Source organism: Nocardioides sp. (genome assembly GCF_036493135.1).
Taxonomy (GTDB): Bacteria; Actinomycetota; Actinomycetes; order Propionibacteriales; family Nocardioidaceae; genus Nocardioides.
In genome coordinates this window covers 47,292-71,911 of the sequence record NZ_DASXQG010000035.1, presented here as the reverse complement: position 1 = coordinate 71,911, position 24,620 = coordinate 47,292, and the positions used below count along the sequence as shown (strand labels likewise).

14 protein-coding genes are annotated in these 24,620 nt (G+C 70.9%); 9 read left to right on the top strand and 5 right to left on the bottom strand.

The window, feature by feature from the left end; all coding sequences use genetic code 11:
- Positions 1-24: 24 nt before the first annotated feature.
- Entirely contained in the window at positions 25-1,776 is a 1,752-nt protein-coding gene (locus tag VGJ24_RS05715; RefSeq protein ID WP_331499540.1) for a glycerol-3-phosphate dehydrogenase/oxidase, read from the top strand.
- Positions 1,777-1,801: 25 nt separating this feature from the next.
- On the opposite strand, the gene VGJ24_RS05710 is transcribed toward VGJ24_RS05715, so the two are convergent.
- The gene (locus VGJ24_RS05710) at positions 1,802-6,028 is read right to left on the bottom strand and encodes a BTAD domain-containing putative transcriptional regulator (RefSeq protein WP_331499539.1); all 4,227 of its coding nucleotides are present in this window, start codon (positions 6,026-6,028) and stop codon (positions 1,802-1,804) included.
- A 135-nt stretch (positions 6,029-6,163) separates the two neighbouring features.
- On the opposite strand from VGJ24_RS05710, the gene VGJ24_RS05705 reads away from it, so the two are divergent.
- The 8 genes from VGJ24_RS05705 to VGJ24_RS05670 all read left to right on the top strand — a co-directional run bounded on the left by VGJ24_RS05705 (position 6,164) and on the right by VGJ24_RS05670 (position 18,158).
- A complete protein-coding gene (locus tag VGJ24_RS05705; protein ID WP_331499538.1) occupies positions 6,164-6,907 on the top strand; it encodes a hypothetical protein in 744 nt (247 codons plus the stop codon).
- A gap of 14 nt (positions 6,908-6,921) precedes the next feature.
- A complete protein-coding gene (locus tag VGJ24_RS05700) occupies positions 6,922-8,679 on the top strand; it encodes a CapA family protein (protein ID WP_331499552.1) in 1,758 nt (585 codons plus the stop codon).
- A gap of 32 nt (positions 8,680-8,711) precedes the next feature.
- Entirely contained in the window at positions 8,712-10,328 is a 1,617-nt protein-coding gene (locus tag VGJ24_RS05695) for a succinic semialdehyde dehydrogenase (protein ID WP_331499537.1), read from the top strand.
- Positions 10,325-12,061: a GMC family oxidoreductase gene (locus VGJ24_RS05690; RefSeq protein ID WP_331499536.1), complete on the top strand. Its 1,737-nt coding sequence runs from the start codon at positions 10,325-10,327 to the stop codon at positions 12,059-12,061. The genes VGJ24_RS05695 and VGJ24_RS05690 overlap by 4 nt, the downstream gene beginning before the upstream one ends.
- A gap of 182 nt (positions 12,062-12,243) precedes the next feature.
- Complete coding sequence (gene guaA / locus VGJ24_RS05685) at positions 12,244-13,833, top strand: glutamine-hydrolyzing GMP synthase (protein ID WP_331499535.1); 1,590 nt, start codon at positions 12,244-12,246, stop codon at positions 13,831-13,833.
- A gap of 36 nt (positions 13,834-13,869) precedes the next feature.
- A complete protein-coding gene (gene nhaA, locus VGJ24_RS05680; protein ID WP_331499534.1) occupies positions 13,870-15,759 on the top strand; it encodes a Na+/H+ antiporter NhaA in 1,890 nt (629 codons plus the stop codon).
- Between the two features lie 10 nt (positions 15,760-15,769).
- Entirely contained in the window at positions 15,770-16,783 is a 1,014-nt protein-coding gene (locus tag VGJ24_RS05675; RefSeq protein WP_331499533.1) for a nitronate monooxygenase, read from the top strand.
- A 97-nt stretch (positions 16,784-16,880) separates the two neighbouring features.
- Complete coding sequence (locus VGJ24_RS05670; RefSeq protein WP_331499532.1) at positions 16,881-18,158, top strand: cytochrome P450; 1,278 nt, start codon at positions 16,881-16,883, stop codon at positions 18,156-18,158.
- 18 nt (positions 18,159-18,176) lie between these two features.
- Here the strand turns inward: VGJ24_RS05670 and VGJ24_RS05665 are convergent, their stop codons facing one another.
- The 4 genes from VGJ24_RS05665 to VGJ24_RS05650 form a co-directional block, all read right to left on the bottom strand.
- Positions 18,177-20,306 (bottom strand): MMPL family transporter, encoded by a 2,130-nt coding sequence (locus VGJ24_RS05665; RefSeq protein ID WP_331499531.1) that lies wholly within the window; start codon positions 20,304-20,306, stop codon positions 18,177-18,179.
- A gap of 95 nt (positions 20,307-20,401) precedes the next feature.
- The gene (locus VGJ24_RS05660) at positions 20,402-21,409 is read right to left on the bottom strand and encodes a heme-binding protein (RefSeq protein ID WP_331499530.1); all 1,008 of its coding nucleotides are present in this window, start codon (positions 21,407-21,409) and stop codon (positions 20,402-20,404) included.
- 86 nt (positions 21,410-21,495) lie between these two features.
- Entirely contained in the window at positions 21,496-23,361 is a 1,866-nt protein-coding gene (locus VGJ24_RS05655) for an AMP-dependent synthetase/ligase (protein WP_331499529.1), read from the bottom strand.
- 85 nt (positions 23,362-23,446) lie between these two features.
- Positions 23,447-24,589, bottom strand: a complete 1,143-nt coding sequence (locus VGJ24_RS05650; protein ID WP_331499528.1) for an acyl-CoA dehydrogenase family protein — start codon at positions 24,587-24,589, stop codon at positions 23,447-23,449.
- Positions 24,590-24,620 lie beyond the last annotated feature (31 nt).

Genomic DNA, 24,620 nt, shown 5'->3' with positions numbered 1-24,620 from the left:
CCGTCGGGTTGAGAGGATCGTGCCGTGGCGGCCCAGTCAAGTGCCCTTGGACCCGACGCGCGAGCAGGCGCGCTGGCGGGGCTGAGCGCGACGACCGCCGAGGAGCCCCTCGACGTTCTCATCGTCGGCGGGGGGATCGTGGGCGTGGGCTCGGCCCTCGACGCCGTCTCCCGCGGGCTGAGCGTCGGCCTGCTGGAGCAGCGCGACCTCGCCAGCGGTACGTCGTCCCGGTCGAGCAAGCTCGTGCACGGCGGGCTGCGCTACCTCGAGATGTTCGACTTCGGGCTCGTCCGCGAGGCCCTGGAGGAGCGCGGCCTGCTGCTGACCCGGCTCGCGCCGCACCTCGTGCGGCCCGTCCCGTTCCTCTACCCGCTGCACCGCACGATCGAGCGACCGTACGTCGGCGCAGGGCTCGCCCTGTACGACGCGCTGGCGATGGTCGGGAAGTACGAGATGGGCGTGCCCCGGCATCGGCACCTGTTCCGCAAGCAGATCGCCCGGATCGCGCCCGATCTGCGCCTGGACCGGCTGACCGGCGCGGTCCGCTACTACGACTGTCAGGTCGACGACGCGCGACTCGTGGTGACCCTCGCCCGCACCGCCGCGCATCACGGCTCCCTGATCGCGACCCGGACCCGCGTCACCGGCTTCCTGCGCGAGGGCCCTCGGGTCGTCGGCGTCCGCGCGACCGACCTGGAGTCCGGCTCGGAGCTCGAGGTGCGGGCTCGCGTCGTCGTGAACGCGACCGGCGTCTGGACAGACGACGTCGAACGGCTGCTCGGCGGCTCGCTGTCGATGGACGTCGAGGCCAGCAAGGGGATCCATCTCGTGGTGCCGCGCGACCGCATCCGTTCGGAGTGCGGCTTCATCACGCGCACCGAGAAGTCCGTCCTCTTCGTGATCCCGTGGGGCCGGCACTGGATCATCGGCACCACCGACACCGCATGGAACCTCGACCTTGCCCACCCGGCGGCCTCTCGCACCGACATCGACTACCTGCTCGAGCACGTGAACAAGCTGCTCCGGGTGCCGCTCGATCACGACGACGTCGAGGGCGTGTACGCCGGTCTGCGGCCGCTGCTCGCCGGCAAGGCCGGACGCGGCGTCGGGTCGGGGGGCGAGGGTGAGGCGCGGTCGGCGACGACCAAGGTGTCGCGTGAGCACACGGTGGTGAGCCCGGTGCCGGGGCTGGTACTGATCGCGGGCGGCAAGCTCACGACGTACCGGGTGATGGCGCGCGACGCCGTCGACCTGGCGGTGCGCGGCTGGCCGGACGTGGCGCCCTCGCACACCGAGCGGGTGCCGCTGCTCGGCGCGGACGGCTTCCTGACCCGCACCAACCAGCGCGTCGCGCTCAGCCGACGAACGGGGCTGGAGGTCGGCCGGATCGACCACCTTCTGGGGCGGTTCGGCGGCCTGATCGACGAGGTGCTCGCGCTCATCGCGGCCCGGCCCGAGCTGGCGGAGCCGCTGCCCGGCACCGAGGACTACCTGTCTGCGGAGGTCGTGTACGCCGTGACGCACGAGGGCGCGCGCCATCTCGACGACGTCCTCGCCCGGCGTACCCGGATCTCGATCGAGACGTTCGACCGCGGCACGCTGGCCGTCACGGCCGCCGCCGACCTGATGGCCGCCGAGCTCGGCTGGGACCAGCCCCGCCGCGACGACGAGGTCGACCACTACCTGCGCCGCGTCGAGGCCGAGCGGCAGTCGCAGGAGAAGCTCACCGACCAGGAGGCCGACGAGGCTCGAGTGAGTGCCCCCGAGATCGTCTGACGCCCTCTCTCTCGTCGGGTCCCGGTCAGGTCTCCTCGGGCCACTGCGGGCAGGTCACGTCGTACGGCCGGCTCGGGAAGAACCGCGCCCACTCGTCGTGCGTGAGGTTGCGACCGGCTATTCGGCAGGCACGGTCGGTCCAAGTGCTCGTCCGCGTGTTCGCCATCCAGGTCCGTCCGTCGCTGGCCGCGATGACCAGGCCCACGCTGTCCTCGCGGTAGGCGATGGAAACGACTCCTGTGCCGGCAGGCAGCGGCAGGCTCGCCTGATAGGCGCCGGTGCGCCCGTTCCAGAGGGAGACGCCGTGCGGCCCGACGGCGGCGACCTGGCTGCCGTCCGGCGCGTAGTCGCGGTCGGGTCCCCACGCGGCACCCGAGCTCGGGCCGACCCACGTCAGGGTCTCGGCGTCGAGCAGACGCATGTTGTCGGCCGGGTCGGCCGCGGCCATGACCGAGCCGTCCGGCGAGAACACCGCGCTGGGGAGATCGTCCGAGAGAGTGCCCGAGGGTGCCTGCGCGAGGACTTCGCCGGTCTCGGGATCGACCCGCAGTGCCGAGCCGTCGATCCCGATCGCCACGACGGACCCGTCACGCGGGTCGGCCAGGAGACTGTCGACGCCGGTGCGGAACGGGACGACGTGCACCGGTCGCAGCGTCTCGGTGTCCAGCGTCTCGAGCCTTCCCTTGCCGTCCGGGAGGTAAATCCTGGCTCCATCGGGGGTGAATGCCACCGGCAGTGAGTCGGTGAGGTGCGGGCGGCGCGCCACGAGTCGGCCCGACCTCGTGTCCCAGACCCTGAGAAAGCCGTCGCGGCCGAACGTCAGGAGCCTCCGTGAGTCCGGCGACCACGTCGAGCCCCACACCTCGACGGGCCGTGAGCGTGGGGTCTTCTCGCCGGTGCGGGTGTCGACGAACCACAGGCGGCGCGACTGCATCCTCGCCAGTCGGTGGCCGTTCGGCCCGGGCAGCGAGAAGTCGTAGGTGCCTCCCCTGGCCGCGGGAGTCTCCTCCCCGAGGGTCAGAAACCCCCCACCTCCTGGGTCGACATGCCGAGCCAGCAGCTGTCGCCCGAATCGCTGGACGTACAGGGTTTGGCCGTCGGGAGACCATTCGGAGGCCCAGCTCCCCGACCCGGCGAACCGGTGCAGAACCGCACCGGACGAGGCGTCCCACACGGTGTCGCTGTCGTCGGACGACCTGACCAGGAAACGGCCGTCGGCGGAGTAGTCCAAGTCATCGACGCCCTCCCCGGCCTGACCACGGATCACCTTGCCTCGGCGCGCCAGCGTGCGACTGTCGAAGCGCAGCACCGCCTCCTCGACGGGCACCGCGACCGTCGTCCCGTCCGGGCTCAGCTCGAGGTCTCCCGACACCGAACGTGCCAACAGAGTCGAGCGGGCGGACCTGACCACACGCCCGGTGTCGACGTCGTAGATCCGCAGGGGTCTGGCGCCCAGCATGGCGGCGTAGAGCCGCGTGCCGTGCTCGTTGAGGGCGATCTGGGCGTACTCCGGCATCGGCGCCCGGAAGATGGGGCGGGTCGGCCGGGCGAGGTCCCAGACGGTGGCCTCGCCGAACCGGGTGAACGTCTTGGACCGCCGATCCCAGTGCTGGACCACGGCGGCGATCCGGCGGCCGTCGTCGCTGTAGTCCAACGCGTACTCGATGCTGCTCCCGTCGCGCAGCCCGCCTAGCTGTCGCCGGGCCAAGGTGACGCTCGGCATGTCGTAGAGCCGCAGGGGTAGCTCGTCGTCGATCCGCGGTTCCAGGCTCTGACGGTCCTCGACCCACTGGTTCACGCCCACGGCGAGCTGCCCGCCGTCGGGAGAGAAGCGGATGATGCTGGAGGGTGGGGTGGGGTGGTCGAACTCGACCGGTTGCAGGGACGCGGCGTCGTAGAGATGGACTCCGGGCTCATCCGCGTCGGGTGCCAGGCTTACGGCCAGAAGCTTCCCATCGGGACTCGTGGACATGGAGACCGCGAGAGCGCCGACATCGCGGACAGCCATCAGCGGCCCGGCCTGCGTCAGCACTCCGCCGAGGTTGTCCCACGCCTGCGAAGAGGTGTCGACGTTCAGGGCCTCCGCCGCCAGCAGCAACCCGGTGGCGGTGTCGCCCTGCGAGGCAGCCTGTGCCTCGGCGCGCCGGGCCTCGGCAAGACGCGAGGCGGCCGCCCGGCTCTCGCGCTCGTGCGCCGCCCGATGGGCCGAACGGATCGCGAGACTGCCGGCGACCAGGGCGAGCACCAGGAGGGCGCCGATCCCGACGAGGGCGCCACCGAGGCGGCGTCGGGCCCGTCGTTCGCGGGCGGCCCGCCTCTCGGCGGCCCGTTGCTCGGCCCGGGTGAATGAGACCGACGCGTCGAGGAAGGCGGCCTCGGTGTCGTTCAGCTCGGGCCGGGTGCGCTGTCGCCACTCCACGGCACGGCTGAGTCGGCTTCCTCGGTAGAGCTCGCTCTCGGCTCGTCCCATCGACTCCCAGGCGTCGGCGGCCCCGGCCAGGTGCCGGAACACACGCTGGCCGTCGACGTCGTCGTCGAGCCAGCCGCGCAACCGCGGCCACACCCGGACGAGAGCCTCGTGGGCGATCTGGACGGTGTCTCCGTCGATGCTGACCAGCCGGGCCCTCACGAGACGCTCCACCACCCGCTCGTGCGCCGCGTCCACCGCGACCTTCGCCCGCGGGACGCGAGCTCGCACCGGGTCCCCGTCCTCGGTGGGCATGACCAGTCTGAGCAGCAGGTGGCGAAGCTGGTCGCGCTCGGTGGCGTCCATGGCGTCGTACACCGACTCGGCCGATCGCGAGACGGCCTGTCGGACTCCGCCGGTTGCTCGATAGCCGGTGACGGTGAGGGTCGGTCCCTCACGGCGTTCCCAGGTCTCCCGCAGGACGTGGGAGAGCAGCGGCAGTGCGGCGGGCTCGCCCTCGACATCACGGATCAGAAGGTCCACCAGACCCGGCTCGAGGCGTAGGCCGGCGCGGCGGGCGGGACCCTCGATCGCGGAGCGCAGCCCGCTCTCGCTCATCGGGCCCAGCAGATAGAGGCCGTCCTCGAGGACCCGGGCGATCTCCGGGTACGGCGCGAAGTCGCCGAGGTGGTCGGCTCGGAGCGACAGCACCAACGAGCCGCCGGCCCCGACGTGGACGGCGAGCGCCTCGACGTACCGGGCGCGCTCTGTCGGGTCGGCGCACAGCGTCACGGCCTCCTCGAGCTGGTCGACCACCAGGTTCTGGCGACCGCGCCGCTTCAGCCCCACGAGCGAGTCAAGCGGGCGTGCGCCGGGCGTAGTGAGGAGCACAGGCATCCCGTTCCGCGTCAGCGACGCCACGACCCCGGCCCGCACGAGCGACGACTTGCCGACGCCGGACGGCCCGACTACCGCGAGCACGCGGACCTCGCGGAGCCGCCGCAGGCAGGCGGCGACGTCGTCTTCGCGACCGAAGAACGTGTCGGCGTCGGCCGCGTCATAGGGGAGCAGGCCGCGATACGGACAGGTCGCACTGGCCACGGGTGATGGCGGCGGCGCCAGCGACGGGTCCTGCCGCAACAGGAGGGCCTCGAGCTCGACCAGCTCCCGGCCCGGATCGAGGCCGAACTCCTCGACCAGCCGAGTGCGCGCCCGAGTGATGGCGCCGAGCGCCTCGGGCTGGCGGCCCGACTGGTGGAGTGCCCGGGCCACCAGCGCCCACCGTCGTTCCCGGGACGGCGCCTGCGCGACCAGCGCCCGCGCGCGCTCGAGGACCTCGCGCGCCCGACCGGCGTCGATCTCGGCCTCGACCAGCAGCTCCTCCGCCTCCATGCGCAGGCCCTCGAGCCGAGTCCGCTCGACGCGCCCCGGTCCCCACTCCTCGAGATCAGGCAGGGCCGACCCCCGCCACAGCTGCAGCGCATCCTGGGCCAGGTACGACGCGCGTGCCGGGTCTCCGGCGGCGAGCGACTCGCGTGCTCGCTCGAGCAACCGCTCGAAGAGTCGATGGTCCAGCTCGTCCTCGGTGAGGTGCAGCCGGTAACCGTGGGGTGCCGACTCGATGGCCGCGCTCCCGAGCTGCTTCCGCAACCGGACCACACAGCCCTGCAGCACCTTGGCCCACGAGGCCGGCGGCGCCTCGCCCCAGAGGGCATCGGCCAGCGCGTCCGTGGTGATGAGCTCGCCGGCGCGCACGACCAGCGCTGACAGCACGACCCGGTCCCGAGGGCTGAGGCCGTTCACCTGGCCGTCCACCTGGAGCGGGCCGAGCACGGCGATACCCATGCCTCGACTGTCGACCTGGCAGGAGCCGGCGTCAACGCGCCCGTTACCGAGCTGATACCGCTCCAGGGCCGGGCTGACACCGCTCGGGTCCACAACGGGGTGAACCGCCACTACTCACCCCGATCAGGAGCCATCATGAACAGCAACCAGCCCGTCACTCTCCTGCCCGTTGCGGCAGTCGCGATCGCAGTCCTGCTCGGCGCCTGCAGCAACGACCCCGCGGGTCCCGACGCAGCACCGACGACCGCGCCGCCGTCCAGCACGCCGACGACTCCCTCGTCTGACCAGCCGATCGATCTCGCCCGGGTCCCCGAGGACACGACGCTGGAAGGGCAGGACTATCTCGTGCCGTACCTCGCCGGTGACGGTGACCGTGATCCGGCCGAAGGCCCCATGCGGGCCGTCGTCGGCGTACCCGGGGGCTACCTCGGAGGTGGCCCGGTCATCCAGTCCTCCTCTGGGAACGCTGACGCGGCCTTCTGGGGAACGGTGACCCGAGTTGCCACCGACGCCTGTCTCGGCGGAAGCCGCCCAGTCGGCCCGACCGTCCGCGACCTCGCGAGTGCGTTGGCTGCCCAGAGGCACATGACCGCGACCAGCCCGGTACCGGTGACCGTCGGCGGGTACCACGGGCTCTACATCAAGACAGTCGCACCCGCGAACCTCGACCGCTGCCGGGACAAGGGCGTGCAGATCTTGACCGGCGGGGGCTCGTGGCTGTCGCTCGACGTCCCCGGTGCGACCTTCCGCGAGTGGATCCTGGACGTGGCCGGCCAGCGCGTCGTCGCCGGAACACGGGGCGATGCACATCTCACCGATGAGGACCCGCTCAACCGGATGATCGAGTCCGCGGAGTTCACCTCCCTCGACGACCAGTAGGGCCGGTGGAAGTCATGCACGGACACCGGACTCCCCTGGTCTCCCTGATCGCCGTCGTCCTGTTCATCGTCATCGCGGTGTCGCAGTCGGCCGGTGGTGACCGCGAAACGCGTGCCGGCGAGACGCCCGGCGCGGGTGCGCCGAGTGCCGAGGCGGAGTCCGGCACCGACACCGAGAACACCAAGCCCTCCGGGTCGCGCGGGGTCGTCACTCTGGCCTTCGCCGGCGACACCCACTTCCAGCTCAACCTCGCTTCGTTGCTCGATCACCCACGCGGCGCGCTCGGGCCGATCGCCCGGACTCTGAAGTCGGTCGACCTGACGATGGTCAACCTGGAGAGTGCGATCGCCGAGGGAGGCAGCCCCGATCCCAAGGAGCTCGAGGTCCCGTCGCAGCGTTTCTGGTTCCGTACGTCGCCGAAGGCGCTCGACGTCCTCGCCGCGGCGGGGGTCGACGTGGTCACGATGGCCAACAACCACGGTGCCGACTACGGCACCGGAGGTCTGGACGAGACTCTGCGGGCGCGGCGCAAGGGCCCGCTCGCCATCGTGGGTGTCGGCGCGGACCGCCGCGACGCGTTCACGCCGTACCGGGTGAGAGTTCGTGGCACCGACATCGCGGTTCTCGCGGCCGACGCCTCACCCCGCGAGGGGATGAGCACGACCTGGGCCGCCGGCCCGACGACAGCCGGAATCGCCGCGGCCCACTCGCCGCGTCCCGCCGCGCTGCTCCACGCCGTGCGCGCCGCCTCGCGCACGTCCGATGTCGTCGTGGTCTACCTGCACTGGGGCACCGAGCTGCGCTCCTGCCCGGACGCGCGGCAGCCGTCTCTGGCGAAGGCGCTGGCCGAGGCCGGGGCAGATGTCGTCGTCGGGAGCCATGCCCACGTGCTGCTCGGATCGGGGTGGCTCGGTGAGACCTACGTCGACTACGGGCTCGGGAACTTCCTCTGGTACCACGACCACCAGCCCGAGACCGGCGTCCTCCGACTCACCATCCGCGACGGAGAGGTGGTCCAGGACTCGTGGGTCCCGGCTCGAATCCAGACCTTCGGCCGGCCGCTTCCTCTGCACGGCACTGACCGGGAGAACGCCATCGAGTCCTGGCGTCGACTGCGATCGTGTACCGACCTCGCACCGCGGCGCTCGGCGGCGCGACCGGCGTACTCCTGGTCGGCCCGGCAGATCGGGCCGGCGCTGGCCCACCGCATGCGCTTCAGTCACCGTCCCGGATGTCCCGTCCCGCTCGCGGATCTGCGCTACCTGCGGATGCCCTACGTCGGGTTCGACGGGCGGGCACACGTCGGCGAGATGGTGGTGCACGAGGAGTACGCCGTGCGGGTGGCGAGGGTCTTCGGGCGCCTGTACGACGCGGGCTGGCCACTCCGCCGGATGCGCCTCGTCGACGACTACCGCGGGAACGACGAGCGCTCGATGGCGGCGAACAACACGTCTGGGTTCAACTGCCGCAGGGTCGCCGGGAGTCGTTCCTGGTCCGCGCACGCGTTCGGGACGGCCATCGACATCGACCCGGTGCAGAACCCGGACCTGAGCGGGCCGTCCGTGAAACCGGGAGCCGGACGTCGCTTCGTAGCCGTCGACCGGTCGTTCGAAGGGCTCACTCCGCTCGGCGTGATCACGTCGGACGGGCCGGTGGTCCGGGCCTTCGCCCGGATCGGATGGACCTGGGGTGGCACCTGGTCGTCGGGCCGGGACTACCAGCACTTCTCGGCCACCGACGGCCCGGGCGTCCGAATGGTTACCGCGAGGTAGCCGGGCGGTGGTCACCGACATACTCTCGGTACATGAGCGACCGGCACCCGTCCTCCTGGCCACTCGTCGAAGGGCCGCACGATCCCGAGCACGACCCGACCGCGTCGTACGCGCTCGACCGGGGCTACGTCGCGGGTCTCACCGAGCGTCTGGCCGCGACGTCGGGACGGACCGAGGAGCTCCGATCGCCGATCGGCGACCAGCCGCTGGCACACATCCCGCAGTCGTCGGAGGACGACGTCGAGGGGGCGTTCCGGCGGGCACGGAGGGCCCAGGAGTCCTGGGCGCGCACGCCCCTCGACGTCCGCGCCGCGACCCTGCTCCGGCTCCACGACCTGGTGCTCGACCACCAGCAGGAGATCATCGACCTGATCTGCCTGGAGTCCGGCAAGGCCCGCAAGCACGCGTTCGACGAGCCGATGCACATCGCGCTCACGGCCCGCTACTACGCGCGTACGGCGCACCAGCACCTCGACACCGTGCGCGTCCGCGGGGTGATCCCGGTGCTGACCCGGGTCGACGTCAACCGGGTGCCCAAGGGCGTCGTCGGCGTGATCTCGCCGTGGAACTACCCCTTCACGATGGCTCTGTGCGATGGGTTGCCGGCGCTGCTGGCCGGCAACGCCGTGGTCGCCAAGCCCGATGCCCAGACCATGCTGACGGCACTGCTCTCCGCGAAGCTGCTCGAGGAGGCCGGCTTCCCGGCCGACCTCTGGCAGGTCGTGGCCGGACCCGGCCCGGAGATCGGGCCGGCCCTGGTCCAGCGCGCCGACTACATCTGCTTCACCGGCTCGACCGCCACCGGCCGCCTGATCGCGCAGGGCTGCGCCGACCGGCTGATCGGCTGCTCGCTCGAGCTCGGCGGCAAGAACCCGATCCTGGTCCTCCGCGACGCCGACATCGAGAAGGCGGCCGAGGGCGCGGTGCGTGCGGCGTTCTCGAACGCGGGTCAGCTGTGCGTCTCGATGGAGCGGATGTTCGTCGCCGACCAGGTCTACGACCGGTTCCTGGAGCGCTTCGTGGCGCGCACCGAGGCCATGACGTTGGGCGCGACCCTCGACTGGGGCAACGACATGGGCTCCCTGATCAGCCGGCGCCAGCTCGAGACCGTCACCGCCCACGTGGAGGACGCCGTGGCGAAGGGCGCGCGGGTGCTGACCGGTGGCCGGGCCCGGCCCGACCTCGCCCCCTTCTTCTACGAGCCGACGATCCTCGAGGGGGTCACGCCAGAGATGACCTGCTTCGGCAACGAGACCTTCGGCCCGGTCATCTCGGCGTACCGCTTCCACGACGAGGCCGAGGCGATCGCCCGCGCGAACGACGGTGACTACGGCCTCAACGGCTCGATCTACAGCCGGGACACCTCGCGCGCACGCGCGATCGCCCGGCAGATCCGGTGCGGCACGGTGAACGTCAACGAGGCGTTCGCCGCGTCGTTCGGCAGCATCGAGGCGCCGATGGGCGGCATGCGTTCGTCGGGGCTCGGTAGGCGACAGGGGATCGAGGGCGTGCTGCGGTTCACCGACACGCAGTCGGTCGCGACGCAGCGGGTCACGCCGATCGCGCCGAGGTTCGGGCTCTCGGACAAGGCGTACGGCGCGCTGATGACCGCCGGCCTGCGGGTGATGAAGAAGCTGGGCCGAGCATGAACTCTCACCGGAGGGCCGACTACGACGTGCTCGTCGTCGGCTCCGGGTTCGGCGGCTCGGTCGCGGCCCTACGGCTGACCGAGAAGGGCTACCACGTCGGTGTCATCGAAGCCGGCGCGCGGTTCGAGGACGGTGACTTCGCCGCGACGTCGTTCGACACCAAGCGCTTCCTGTTCCGCCCCGAGATCGGGTGCTACGGCATCCAGCGCATCGACGCCCTCAAGGACTGCCTGATCCTCTCCGGCGCCGGCGTCGGCGGCGGCTCCCTGGTCTACGCCAACACGTTGTACGAGCCGCTCGAGCAGTTCTACGACGACCCGTCGTGGAAGCAGATCACCGACTGGCGCGCCGAGCTCGCGCCGTACTACGACCAGGCGAAGCGGATGCTCGGCGTCGCGGAGTACCCCCGGATGACGCCCTCCGACGAGGTGATGAAGCAGGTCGCCGACGATCTCGGCGTCGGCGACACCTTCCATCCGACCCCGGTCGGGGTGTTCTTCGGTGGTCCGGGTCAACAGCCCGCGGACTCGGTGGCCGACCCGTACTTCGGGGGCGCCGGCCCCGACCGCAACCCCTGCCGCCACTGCGGCGAGTGCATGACCGGTTGCCGGCACAACGCCAAGAACACCTTGGTCAAGAACTACCTCTACCTCGCCGAGCAGAACGGCGCGCGGGTGCTGCCGCTGACCACGGTGACCCGGATCGAGCCGCGTGCAGACTCGGTCGGCGGCGGGTACGACGTACACGTCCGCTTCACCAAGGCCAAGCTCAACCGGCCGGGCTCGACGAAGGTGCTGACCGCCGACCAGGTCGTGCTCGCGGCGTCCGCGCTCGGCACGCAGCGACTGCTCCACCGGATGAAGGACGAGGGCTTCCTGCCTGAGCTTTCCGACCGGCTCGGCCACCTGTCGCGCACCAACTCCGAGTCGATCCTGGGGGCGATCGCGCCGGACGCGACGGTCGACTACAGCCAGGGTGTCGCGATCACGTCGTCGTTCCACCCCGACGAGCACACCCACATCGAGCCGGTGCGCTACGGCAAGGGCAGCAACGTGATGTCGCTGATGCAGACCGTGCTCACCGACGGCGACCTCGGCCCGCGCTGGCGGACGTGGCTCAAGGAGATGTGGACGCAGAAGTCCCACGTGCTCGACCTCTACGACATGAGGCACTGGTCCGAGCGCACGGTCATCGCGCTGGTGATGCAGAGCCGCGACAACTCGATCACGGTGTTCTCCAAGGCGGGCCGCTTCGGGCGCCGGGTGCTGACGTCGAGGCAGGGCCACGGAAGCCCCAACCCGACCTGGATCCCCGTCGCCAACAAGGTCGCGCGCCGGATGGCCGAGCTCATGGGCGGGACGGCCGGCGGCTCGATCGGCGAGCCGTTCAACATGCCGCTGACCGCGCACTTCATCGGCGGCTGCACGATCGGCGACGACCCTGAGGCCGGTGTGGTGGACGCGTTCCAGCGCGTCTACGGACACCCCGGGCTGCACGTCGCCGACGGGTCGGCCATCTCGGCCAACCTGGGCGTGAACCCGTCGCTGACGATCACCGCCCAGGCCGAGCGGGCGATGGCGTTCTGGCCGAACAACGGCGACGCCGACCCGCGACCCGCGCTGGGCGCGCCGTACCAACGGATCACGCCGGTGGCGCCCGTCCGTCCGGCGGTGCCGGAGTCGGCTCCGGCAGCGCTGCGGCTGCCCATCGTCGCGATCGTGCCCCACGCGTAACTCGCGCTGCCAGGGCTCGTTGAGCGGTCGGGTCCTGTCGTCGAACTCCCTCCCTTGGCGGGACCTGCCGTCCGCCGGCCGCGTGCCGGCCTCGGACCCAGAGCCCGGCCTCGCTCCCTGATCGGCCGGGCTCTGGCGCGTCCGGGCCCGGAGGCCCCTGGACGCGCCGATAGGCTTCGGCCATGTCGGAGCACGACACCCATGACGGTCATGATCGCGTCCTCGTCGTCGACTTCGGCGCGCAGTACGCCCAGCTGATCGCCCGGCGGGTGCGCGAGGCCCGGGTCTACTCCGAGATCGTGCCGCACACGATGCCCATCGCCGAGATGCTCGCGCGCGAGCCCTCCGCGATCATCCTGTCCGGCGGACCGTCCTCGGTGTACGCCGCCGGCGCTCCGGGCATCGACCCCGCCGTCTTCGGCAGCGGCGTCCCGGTCTTCGGCATGTGCTACGGCTTCCAGCTGATGGCCCAGGGCCTGGGCGGCGCGGTCTCCCCGACCGGTGCGCGCGAGTACGGCCGGACGCCGGTGAAGGTCGACCGCAACGGCACCCTGCTCGCCGACCTCCCGGCCGACCACTCGGTGTGGATGTCCCACGGTGACTCCGTGGTCGCGGCCCCACCCGGGTTCGACGTCCTCGCGTCCACACGGGTGACGCCGGTCGCGGCGTTCGAGGACACCGACCGGCGTCTTGCCGGCGTGCAGTGGCATCCCGAGGTGCTGCACACCGAGCACGGCCAGCGGGTGCTCGAGCACTTCCTGCACCAGATCGCCGGCTGCCGCCCGACCTGGACGATGGTCAACATCGTCGACGAGCAGGTCGACAGCATCCGGGCGCAGATCGGCGACGGCCGGGCGATCTGTGCGCTCTCCGGCGGCGTCGACTCCGCGGTCGCGGCCGCGATCGTGCAGCGGGCCATCGGCGACCGGCTCACCTGCGTGTACGTCGACCACGGGATGATGCGCTCCGGCGAGACCGAGCAGGTACGCCGTGACTTCGAGGCGGTCTTCGACGAGCTCGACGTGGTCGATGCCAGTGAGCAGTTCCTCGGCGCGCTGGAGGGCATCCACGACCCCGAGGAGAAGCGGAAGATCATCGGCCGGGAGTTCATCCGGACCTTCGAGGCCGCCCAGGCGCGTGCCTTCGAAAATGTGCGGAGCGGAGATCCCGCGACCGGCGAGACGGCGTACCTGGTGCAGGGCACGCTCTATCCCGACGTCGTGGAGTCCGGCGGGGGAGCGGGCACCTCGAACATCAAGTCCCACCACAACGTCGGCGGACTTCCCGACGACCTGGAGTTCGAGCTGGTCGAGCCCCTGCGCACGCTCTTCAAGGACGAGGTGCGGATGGTCGGCGAGCAGCTCGGCCTCCCGCCGACGATGGTGTGGCGCCAGCCGTTCCCCGGCCCCGGTCTGGGCATCCGGATCATCGGCGAGGTCACCCGCGAGCGCCTCGACATCCTTCGCGCCGCCGACCTGATCGCGCGCGAGGAGCTCACCGCAGCCGGCCTCGACCGCGACGTCTGGCAGTTCCCCGTGGTGCTGCTCGCCGACGTCCGCTCGGTCGGTGTCCAGGGCGACGGTCGCACCTACGGACACCCGGTCGTCCTCCGCCCGGTCACCTCCGAGGACGCGATGACCGCCGACTGGGCGCGCCTCCCGTTCGACCTGCTGGAGAAGATCTCCACCCGCATCACCAACGAGGTCGCGGAGGTCAACCGGGTCACCCTCGACATCACCTCGAAGCCCCCGGGCACCATCGAGTGGGAGTGAGCAACCTCCCGAGGGACGACGAGCTGTTCCACCACCATGGCTGACCGGTCGTCTCTGTGGCGTGATCGCACGACGTGGTCGCGCGAGCGCGCGGCGCCGCTGCGCGCGTTCCTGTGGACCGAGTCGGGTAGTGCCGGCGTCCTGCTCGCGGCAGCCGTGGCTGCCCTGGTCTGGGCGAACGTCGACCTCGCGGGCTACGAGAGTGTCTGGCACGCCCACTTCTCGATCTCCCTCGGGGACACGCAGGTCGACCGCGACGTACGGACCTGGATCAACAGCGGGTTGATGACCCTGTTCTTCCTCGTGGTCGGCTTGGAGGCGCGCCGCGAGTTCGACCTCGGCGATCTGCGGGAGCGTCGCAGGTTCGCGCTGCCCTGCCTGGCAGGGATCGTCGGGATGGCCGTTCCAGCGTCGATCTATCTGGCTCTGAACGCCGGGCACTCGAGCGCACACGGCTGGGGCGTCGCGATGTCGACCGACACCGCGCTGGCGCTCGGTCTGCTGGCGCTGCTCGGTCGCGACGTCCCCGACCGGGTGCGGGTCTTCCTGCTGACCGTCTCGGTCGTCGACGACCTGATCGCTCTGGCCGTCATCGCGGTGGTGTACAGCGACGGTCTCGACTTCGCTCGGCTGGGCATCGCCGTCGCGGTGTTCGCCGCCCTGCTGGTCGCCGCGGTTCGACGGGTGCAGCGGCGGTGGGTCTACGTCGGGCTCGGGCTCGCGATGTGGTCGGCGTTGCTGGCCAGCGGCGTCGATCCGATCGTCACCGGTCTGGCCATCGGGCTGTCTGCCCCGGCCTACTCCCCGCCCCGCGAGAGACTCGAGCAGGCGACGGAGCTGGTGAGGTCGTTCCGCGAGCAGCCGACCTCGGAGCTGGCGCGTTCCGCGAGCGCCGGCCTCACCTCCGCGCTCTCGCCCAACGAACGGCTGCAGACGTTCTTCCACCCGTGGACCAGCTATCTGATCGTTCCCCTGTTCGCGCTGGCCAACGCCGGCATCGAGCTCAACCCCGACTTCCTGGGTACGGCGTACACGAGCCCCATCACGCTCGGTGTGCTGATCGGCTACGTCATCGGCAAACCGGTCGCGCTGATGGCGACGTCGTCGGTGATGACGCGGCTGAGCCACGGACGGATCCGACCACCGGTCGGCTGGGCGGCCGTGCTGGGCAGCGGCACCATCGCCGGCATCGGCTTCACCGTGGCGCTGCTGATCGCCGACCGCGCCTTCTCCGGCGCCGAGCTGGCCGAGGCGAAGCTCGGTGCTCTGTCGGCGGCGGTCGTCTCATCGCTGCTCACCTGGATGGTGTACCGGCTCACCGGGCTGCTGTCCCCGGCCCGGCGGATCCAGGCGCTGCAGGGCGACGTCCGCCTGATCCAAGACCTGATCCCCGAGGTCGACCCCGAACGCGACCACATCCGCGGGCCGCACCAGGCAGCGATCACCGTCATCGAGTTCGGCGACTTCGAATGCCCGTTCTGCGGTCAGGCCGAGCCGGTGGTGCGTGAGCTGCTCGGTGGCAGTGACCTGCGCTTCGTGTGGCGACACCTGCCGCTGCCCGACGTGCACCCGGCCGCGCTCCTGGCCGCGGAGGCCTCGGAAGCTGCGGCCGCCCAGGGCAGGTTCTGGGAGATGCACGACCTGTTGCTCGACCATCAGGAGAACCTCACACCGGCCGATCTCGTCCGCTACGCCGGTGACCTCGGCCTGGATGTCGAGCGGTTCCACGACGACCTCAGACGCCACGTGTACGAGACGAGGGTCGCCCAGGACGTCGAGTCGGCCGACGTCAGTGGCGCGACCGGCACCCCTACCTTCTTCGTCAACGGACAGCGGCACTACGGCGCCTACGACCTCGACTCACTGGCGGCCGCCGTCGCCGCCGCCGACGCGCAGCTGCGCTCCGCCGGGGACGACCGGGGCTAGCGTCGGATCCGTGACATGGCTGAGTGAGCTCGGCGCCACCAGTCCGGTGGTGGCCGCGCCGATGGCGGGTGGCCCGACGACACCGGAGCTGGTGCTGGCGGCTGCCGGAGCGGGCTCGCTGGGGTTCCTGGCCGGTGGCTACCTCACCGCCGGCGCATTGGCCGAGCAGCTGGCCACGGTGCGCACCGCGACCGAGCTGTACGGCGTGAACCTGTTCGCCCCCAACCCGGTGCCGGTCGACCGCGTCGCCTATGCGGCGTACCGCGACCTGATCGGCATCGAGGCCGAGAGGTACGGCGTCGAGCTCCCGGCCGAGCCGGTCGAGGACGACGATGCGTGGCAGCACAAGATCGACCTCCTCGCCGAGCACCCGGCACCGATCGTGTCGTTCACGTTCGGGATCCCCGACGCCGAGTCCGTGGACGCCCTCCGGGCCGCAGGGAGCCTGCTCGTGCAGACGGTGACCTCGGCCGACGAGGCCCGGCAGGCCGACGCGGCCGGTGTTGACGCCCTCGCGGTCCAAGCGAGCGCGGCGGGCGGCCACTCCGGGACCCTGGCCCCCGAGCACATCCCGCCCGAACGACCACTCACCGACCTCGTCCGCGAGGTGCGGGCCGCGGTCTCGCTGCCGGTGCTGGGCGCGGGCGGCATCGCCTCGGCCGACGACGTGGCGGCCGTGCTCGCGGCCGGCGCGGACGCCGCCGTCGTCGGCACCGTCCTCCTCCTCGCCGACGAGAGCGGGTCCTCCGCCGCCCACCGGGCGGGGCTCGGCGACCACTCGAGGGAGACCGCGGTGATGCGCGCGTGGACCGGACGGCCGGCCCGCGGACTGCGCAACGCCTTCTCCGACGCGTACGACGTCTCGGCACCGAGCGGCTATCCCGCGCTGCACCACCTCACCCGCCCGCTGCGCCGGGCCGCGGCCTCGGCGGCCGATCCCGAGCGCGTGAACCTGTGGGCCGGCAGCGGCTACCGCGCGGCCCGTCAGGCGCCGGCAGCGGAGATCCTCCGCGGGCTCGGCTGAGCGACTCCGGCCGTCGGGAGCGACGGTCACCTCGGCCCCACGCCGAGTCGCGGGACCTCTCAGGATCCTCACGGTCACCACCCGTACCCTTGGGTCCGTGCCGCTCCTGGAAGCAGTCAAGGGTGCCGTGCGCCGCCGCCTCGTGGCGCGGGCCGGTGGCATCGACCTGACCCAGGTCCACCGGGTTCCCGACCGGCTCAGCTGGCCCCTCGACCGGGAGCTGGCCGACCCTCATCCGCGGATCGGCGAGCTCCGCGCGAAGGACCCGGTCTCGAAGCTGATCACCTTCCTCGGCATGGACGTGTGGCTGGTGACCGGCGACGCCGAGGCCCGAGAGGTGCTCGGCGACCTCACGTCGTACTCGACCGACGTGCGGCCCTACTACGGCAAGTCCGGCGCCGAGAACGGCGACATCGGCGGTCTCGGGTTCACCGACCCGCCCGAGCACACCCGTCTTCGCAAGCTGCTGACGCCGGAGTTCACGATGCGCCGGCTGGCCCGGTTGAAGCCCGCCATCGACCGGATCATCGAGCAGCAGCTGGACGAGACCGAGCGGGTCGCCGCCGAGAACGACGACCTGGTCGACCTCGTCAAGACCTTCGCCTTCCCGATCCCGTTCCTGGTGATCTGCGAGCTGCTCGGGCTGCGCGACGAGGACCGCGAGACGTTCCGCAAGCTCGGCTCCGCCCGGTTCGACGTGAGCATCGGCGGCAGCGCCATCATGGGCGCGGTCGGAGCGTCGCGCGAGTTCCTGTTCGCGGAGTGCGAGCGGCAGCGGACGCAGCCGGGACCCGGTCTGATCGGACAGATCATCCGCGAGCACGGCGACGAGATCGACGACTTCGACCTCGGCGGCCTCGCCGACGGCGCGTTCACCGGCGGCCTCGAGACCTCGGCCTCGATGCTGGCCCTCGGCACCGTGGTGCTCCTCGGCCGCCCCGAGCTGTACGCCGGCATGGCCGGCGACCCGACCTCGGTGACGCCGACGGTCGAGGACCTGCTCCGGCACCTCTCGGTCGTGCAGGTCGCCTTCCCGCGGTTCACCAGGCAGGAGGTGACCGTCGGCGGACACCGGATCCGCAAGGGCTCCTGCGTGATGGTGCACCTGCCGGCCGCCGACCGCGATCCGCGCGCCTACCCCGCGGGCGACCTCCTCGACCCCGCGCGCGCCACGTCGTCCCACCTGGCCTTCGGCTACGGCTTCCACCGGTGTGTCGGCGCCGAGCTGGCCCGGATGGAGCTGCGCGCGGCGTACCCCGCCCTGGCGCAGCGCTTCCCCGACCTCACGCTCGCCGTACCGGCCGAGGAGCTGGACTACCACGCCAAGTCGATCGTGTACGGCGTGGAGTCGGTCCCGGTCCGCCTGCACGGCTGACCGGGATCGACCCTGCGCTCAGCCCTCGAGGGCGTCGACCTGTTCGGCCGCCTCGACCGGACTCGGCTCGTCGCCGCGGTCGAGCTTGCTCGGCCACCAGATCTTGCTGCCGACGTCGAGGTTGATCGCGGTGACCAACACCGACCGGACGATCAACGTGTCGAGCAGCACGCCCAGCGCGACGGCGAACCCGATCTCGGCGAACGCCACCAACGGAAGCGTCGCCAGGACCGAGAACGTCGCAGCCAGCACCAGGCCGGCCGAGGTGATCACCCCGCCGGTGGCACCGAGCGCGATCAGCGAGGCCCGCCGGGTGCCGTGCTGCGGTGTCTCCTCACGGACCCGGGTCATCAAGAAGATGTTGTAGTCGATGCCCAGGGCGACCAGGAACACGAACACGAACAGCGGTAGCGAGGCATCTGCCCCCGCGAACCCGAACACGTTCCGGAAGATGATCGAGCTCAACCCCAGGGACGCCCCGAACGACAGCACGACCGTGGCCACCAGCAGCAGCGGGGACAGCACTGCCCGCAGCAGCACCATCAGCACGAGCATCACCACGATCAGGACGAGCGGGATGATCACCTTGTCGTCGTGCAACGAGGCCTTCTCGATGTCGGTACTGATCGCCGAGCCGCCGCCCACGATCGCATCGGCGCCCTCGACCTGGTGCACCTGGGCCCGCACTCGGTCGACGGTCGCGAAGGCCGCCTTGGAGGTCGGGTCGGAGTCCAGTGGCGCCTGGACCAGCGCGACCCCGCCCTTGACGATCGGCGGCGAGGGCTGGCCGATGCCGGGGATGCCCTGCATCGCTTGCTCGACGGCTTGCCCCTGGTCGGCGTTGGCGACGACCTGGACCGGCGACGAGGTGTCGGCCAGCCCGTGGTCGACGAGTGCCTGCTGGCCGGTCACGGAGTCGAAGTCCTTGGTGTAGGCGTCCTTCGTGGCCAGACCGTGGGCGTTGAGCTGCAGGAACCCGAGGCTGCACACCGCCAGGACCACCGTGGTGACGACCCACACGAACCGCGGCCGCGGAGCGATCCGCGCGCCGATGCGGGCCCAGAAGCCTGCCGAGCTCGGCTCGACCGTGTCGTAGTTCGGGCGCCGTGGCCAGAAGATCCAGCGACCGAAGATCACCAGCAGTGCGGGCAGCAGGGTGATCATCACCAGCAGGCCGACGCCGATGCCGATCGCCGCCACCGGACCGAGGCCGGCGGTGGAGTTCATGTCGGCGAAGACCAGGCAGAGCATGCCGAGCACGACGGTGAGCGCGCTGGCGATGATCGCCGGGGTCGCCCGGTGCAGGGCGAACGCCATCGCCTCGTGCCGGTCCTCGTGCCGGTGCAGCTCTTCTCGATAGCGGGCCACGAGCAACAGCGCGTAGTCGGTGCCCGCGCCGAACACCAGCACCGTCAGGATGCCCGCACTCTGCCCGTTCACCGTCAGGTCGGCATGCTTGGCCAACAGGTAGATCACGGCCTGGGCGCAGGTCAGCGCCACGCCGGCCGAGAGCACCGGAAGCAGCCACAGCAGCGGGCTCCGGTAGGTGAGCAGCAGGATGACGATCACCACGATGATCGTGCTGTAGAGCAGCTTTCCGTCGATGCCCGCGAACGCCGCGGCCGAGTCGGCGGCCTGGCCGCCCGGGCCCGCGACGTACACCTTGGCGCCGTCCAGCGTGGCGATGCTCTCGATCTGGTCCTTGACGTCGGGCAGCTTGTTCCAGCCGTCCTTGCCGAAGTTGAAGGTCACCATGCCCTGCGCGACCTGGCCGTCCTTGGAGACCTGAACGAGCTGGCTCGGCTGCACGGGCGTGCCGTCGGGCGCCTTGGCCGGGACGGCTCCGTCGAGCTTCTGGATCTGGTCGATCTGCTGCCCGATCGTGGCGAGGTCGGCCTTGGTCAGGTGGGAGGTCTTCTCGTAGACCATGACGGTCGGGATGTCGTTCTGGTTCTGGAAGGGCGCGAGCTTCTCCAGCGCCTTGGTGGACTCAGCGCTGGCCGGCAGCCAGGACGACGCCTGGTTGTCCTGGACACCGGTGAGCTTGCCGGCGACCGACCCGGCCGCCATGACGATGATGATCCAGACGGCGAGCACGACCCACTTCGTGACGCGTCCGGTCAGCTTCCCCGCGATTTGTCTATGCATGCGAGCAAGTTCAGCAGACAGCCCCGACGGTCGTCATCGGGGTTTACCCCGAGTTCCGGCGCTTCGTTGCCTGATCGTGACGTACCTGAGGTACCTCAGGTCAGCTCGGTCTCGCGGCCGGCCTTGGCGCCCTTCGCGGTCGGCAGGTCGTCACGGGCCGAGGCCGCCGTACCCTGCTTGCGGAGGGTGGCCACGGAGACGTGCGGCCAGCGCAGACCGTTGAAGTCGAGCATCACGGTCTGGGTGTACTGCAGCTGCAGGAAGTGTCCACTGGTGTGCGGCTTCTTGACCTTCTCGATCCAGAACGTGGCGGTCACGTGGTCGGCCGAGGCGTTCTGGGTGAGGAAGAACGTGTTGGCGGTGCCGGCGCTCAGCGGCTGGCTGTTCCGCGCGTCCACACGGAGCACGGTGGTGCGCACGATGTCCTGGCCCACGATCGCCTTCTGCAGCACGTGGTTGGGGTTCTTCACCATCCCCTGCGTGATGTCCGGCTGGGTGGTCGCGTCAGACGGCTGGCGGAACTTCGTCTTCTTGGCCAGGTTCAGCTCGGGGAACGACTTCTCGGCGTCGGCGAACGAGCCCTTGCTCGAGGGGTCGTTGCCGAAGAACGGGATGATGTCGGTGTCCTTGATGACCGGTGGGCCGGCGATCGTGAAGGCCCTGCCCTGGGCGAGGACGGCGGTGCCGTGCGGGATCGACGCCATCCGGACGACGGTCGGCGGCTCCTTCGGCGCGGTGGTGGCGGGCACCGTGGCCCAGATGCCGGGCTCGAGGTGGATACCGGCCGACAGGGCGCTGTCGGAGACCTGCTGCATGTAGTGGACGCCGAACATCTCGATGTCCTTCTGGGCCAGGCCGCGGTTGGGGATGGCTCCCGGGATCTCCTCGAAGACCAGCGTCTCGGAGGTCTGGTTCAGCTCGAGGAACCGGTCCTGTCTCCCCGAGGGGAAGTGGGGACGCCAGATCGTGTTGAATCCGGTGCCGGTCCAGGTGCCGGGAAGGGCGGCGAGCGGCCCCAGCGGGTCGTTGATGGTCTTGAAGGGGTGCGGCTCGGGATTCGCGACTGCCGGCACGGGCTCGAAGGCGAAGTGGTGGAGATTCATGTTTCTCCCTACGTGTGGGGCGCCCGGAGCCCCGTGCCCGGACGCACGTCGAAGGTGAAGAGGGGCGGTGTGACTGACCAGATACGTCAGCCGTAGAGGCGGTCGATGACGTCGGCGTACTTGGCGTGTACGACGCGCCGCTTGAGCTTGAGCGTCGGGGTGAGCTCCTCGGACTCGGCCGTCCACTCGGTCGGCAGCAGCTCGAAGAACTTGACCTGCTCGGGTCGTGAGAGCCGCGCGTTGGCACTGTCGACGGCGGCCTGCGCCATCGCCCGGATCTCCGGCTTGGCGGCCAGGTCGGCCAGGTCGGTGAAGTCGATGCCCCGGGTCCGCGCGAGGACCGGTGCCACCTCGCCGTCCAGGGTCAGGACGGCGACGACGTACGGCCTGTTGTCGCCGAACGCGAGCGCGTGCCCGACGATCGGCGACTCCTTGAGGAGGCTCTCGATGTTGGACGGCGCGACGTTCTTGCCGGCCGAGGTGATGATCAGCTCCTTCTTCCGGTCGACGATGGAGAGGAAGCCGTCGTCGTCGACGGCACCGATGTCGCCACTGTGCACCCAGCCGTCGTCATCGAGGAGGGTGGCGGTGGCTTCGGGGCGGCGGTGGTACCCCGACGTCGTGATCGGGCCGCGCATCAGCACCTCGCCGTCGTCGGCGATGCGGAGCTCGACGCCCGGCAGCGCCCGGCCGACGGTGCCGAGGCGGAACTGTCCCGGCCCGCACGCCGTGGCGGCGCCACAGGTCTCGGTCATCCCGTAGATGTCGTGGATCGCCAGCCCGAGGCCGGCGAAGAAGCGCGCCACCTCGACCGGCATCGGCGCCGACGCACTGCCTGCCCATGTCACGCGCTCGAGGCCGAGGCGAGACTTGATGGGGTCGAGCACGGCGGCGCTCGCGGCGTCGTACCGCGATCGGAGATCGGGGGACGTCGCCCCTCCCACCTGGAGCGACTCGACGTACTCGGTGCCGACGGCCATCGCGCCCGCGATCGCGGCCTTGCGCGCGGCGTCGGGTTCCTGGGCGAGCATCCCGGACAGGCCGGCGCGGATCTTCTCCCACACCCGCGGGACCCCGAAGAACTGGATCGGCCTGACGTCGACAAGGGCGGGGACCAGCAGGGTCGGATCGCCGACGAGGTGGACGTGCCAGTCGCCGAAGTGCGGTGGGAGGTACATGCTGAGCACGCGCTCGGCGATGTGCGCGTAGGGGAGATAGGACAGCGTGATGTTGCCCGGGTCGACGCCGTTGCGACGCATCGTCGACTCGCACTCGTAGACGACGTTGGCGTGCGAGAGCACGACGCCTTTCGGGTCGCCGGTGGTGCCGGACGTGTAGAGGATCGTGGCCGGATCCTCCGGTCGTACGGCGCGCGCCCGGGCGTCGACGTCGTCCTTCGGCAGGTCGGCTCCCTCGGCCACGAGGTCGTCCCAGCGCACGAACCGCTCGTCGTCGTGCTCGGGGCCGTCGGGGCCGATGTCGCCGATGCCGACGACCAGGCGGATCGAGGCGACCTCGGCCAGGGCTTTCCGCCACCGTTCGACGTGGTCGGCAGACTCGAGGAACACGGCCTGCGGCTCGGCGTGGCCGGCGATGTAGGAGACCTGCTCGGGGGAGAGCGTGTTGTAGATGGACATCGGCACGGCGCCGGCGAGCAGTGCCGCGTGGTCGGTCACGACGTGCTCGATGCGGTTGGTCGCCATGATCGCGACCGTGGCGCCGGCGTCGAGACCGCGCCCGACGAGCGCGGCCGCGACGTTCCGCCCGGTCGCGTGGAGCTCGGCCCAGGTGAGCGTCCGCCAGGCTCCCGTCGGGGTGCTGGTCCCGGACGCCACCTGGTCGCTGTACGCCGGACGCTCGCCGTACGCCGCGACCGTCCGGGCCATCGCATCGAGGACCGTCAGGCCCGCGACCTCCTGCTCGATCTCCCGGCGTTCGTCCGTGACGGTCATGCTCGCCATGCTGGCACCGGCGCGAGGTCGGGGGAAGGGTCGGCCGGACCCACCTCGGGGAGTGCTCCCGGACCGACCCGTGGCGTCACAGTCCCAGCGAGCGGCCGATGATCTCCTTCTGGATCTCGGTCGTGCCGCCGTAGATCGTCTGGACGCGGGAGTTCACGAAGGCGCGGGCGACGGGGTACTCGGCCATGTAGCCGTAGCCGCCGTGGAGCTGGACGGCGCGGTCGACGATCTTGTTCTGGAGCTCCGTGGTCCACCACTTCGCCATCGACGCGGTCGCGGTGTCGAGCTCTCCGCGCACGTGGCGGGCGAGGCAGTCGTCGATGAAGACCCGGGCGATGTGGGCCTCGGTCGCCATCTCGGCGAGCGTGAAGCGGATGTGCTGGAACTTCCCGATCGGCCGGCCGAACGCCGAGCGCTCCTTGACGTAGTCGAGCGAGGTGGCGACCAGGGCCTCGCAGGCCGTCGCGGCGCTGACCGCGATCGAGAGCCGCTCCTGGGCGAGGTTCGTCATCAGCTGGACGAAGCCGGAGCCCTCCTCGCCGAGGAGGTTCGCCTTCGGCACCCGCACGTGGTCGAAGAAGAGCTCCGCGGTGTCCTGGGCGTGCTGGCCGATCTTGTCGAGGTTGCGGCCGCGCTCGAATCCCGCCATCCCCCGTTCGACCACCATCAGGGAGATGCCCTGGTGCCCGGCGTCGGGATCGGTTCGCGCGACGACCACCACGAGGTCGGCCAGGATCCCGTTGGAGATGAAGGTCTTCTGGCCGGTGAGCACGTAGTGGTCGCCTCCGTCCACCGCCGTGGTGCGGATGCCCTGCAGGTCGGAGCCGGCACCGGGCTCCGTCATCGCGATCGCGGCGATCGTCGTACCGGCGCAGAGGCCGGGGAACCATCGGCCGGCCTGCTCGGGCGTCGCGCTCGCCACGAGGTACGGCGCGATCATGTCGTTGAAGAGGGGAAAGGCGCAGCCGTAGATGCCACGCCGGGTCATCTCTTCGCCGACGACCGCGTTGTAGCGGAAGTCGGGCGTGCCGCCGCCGCCGTGCTCCTCGGGGAGCTGGAGCCCGAGCAGCCCCTGCGCGCCGGCCTTCGCCCACACCTCGCGGTCGACGACGCCGTCCTTCTCCCACTGCTCGTGGAACGGCACGGCCTCCTTGTCGAGGAAGGTGCCGACGGTCTCTCGGAACGCCTCGTGCTCGGCCTCGAAGATGCTGCGGGTCACGCCTCAACAGTGACAGTGAGACTGTCACGGT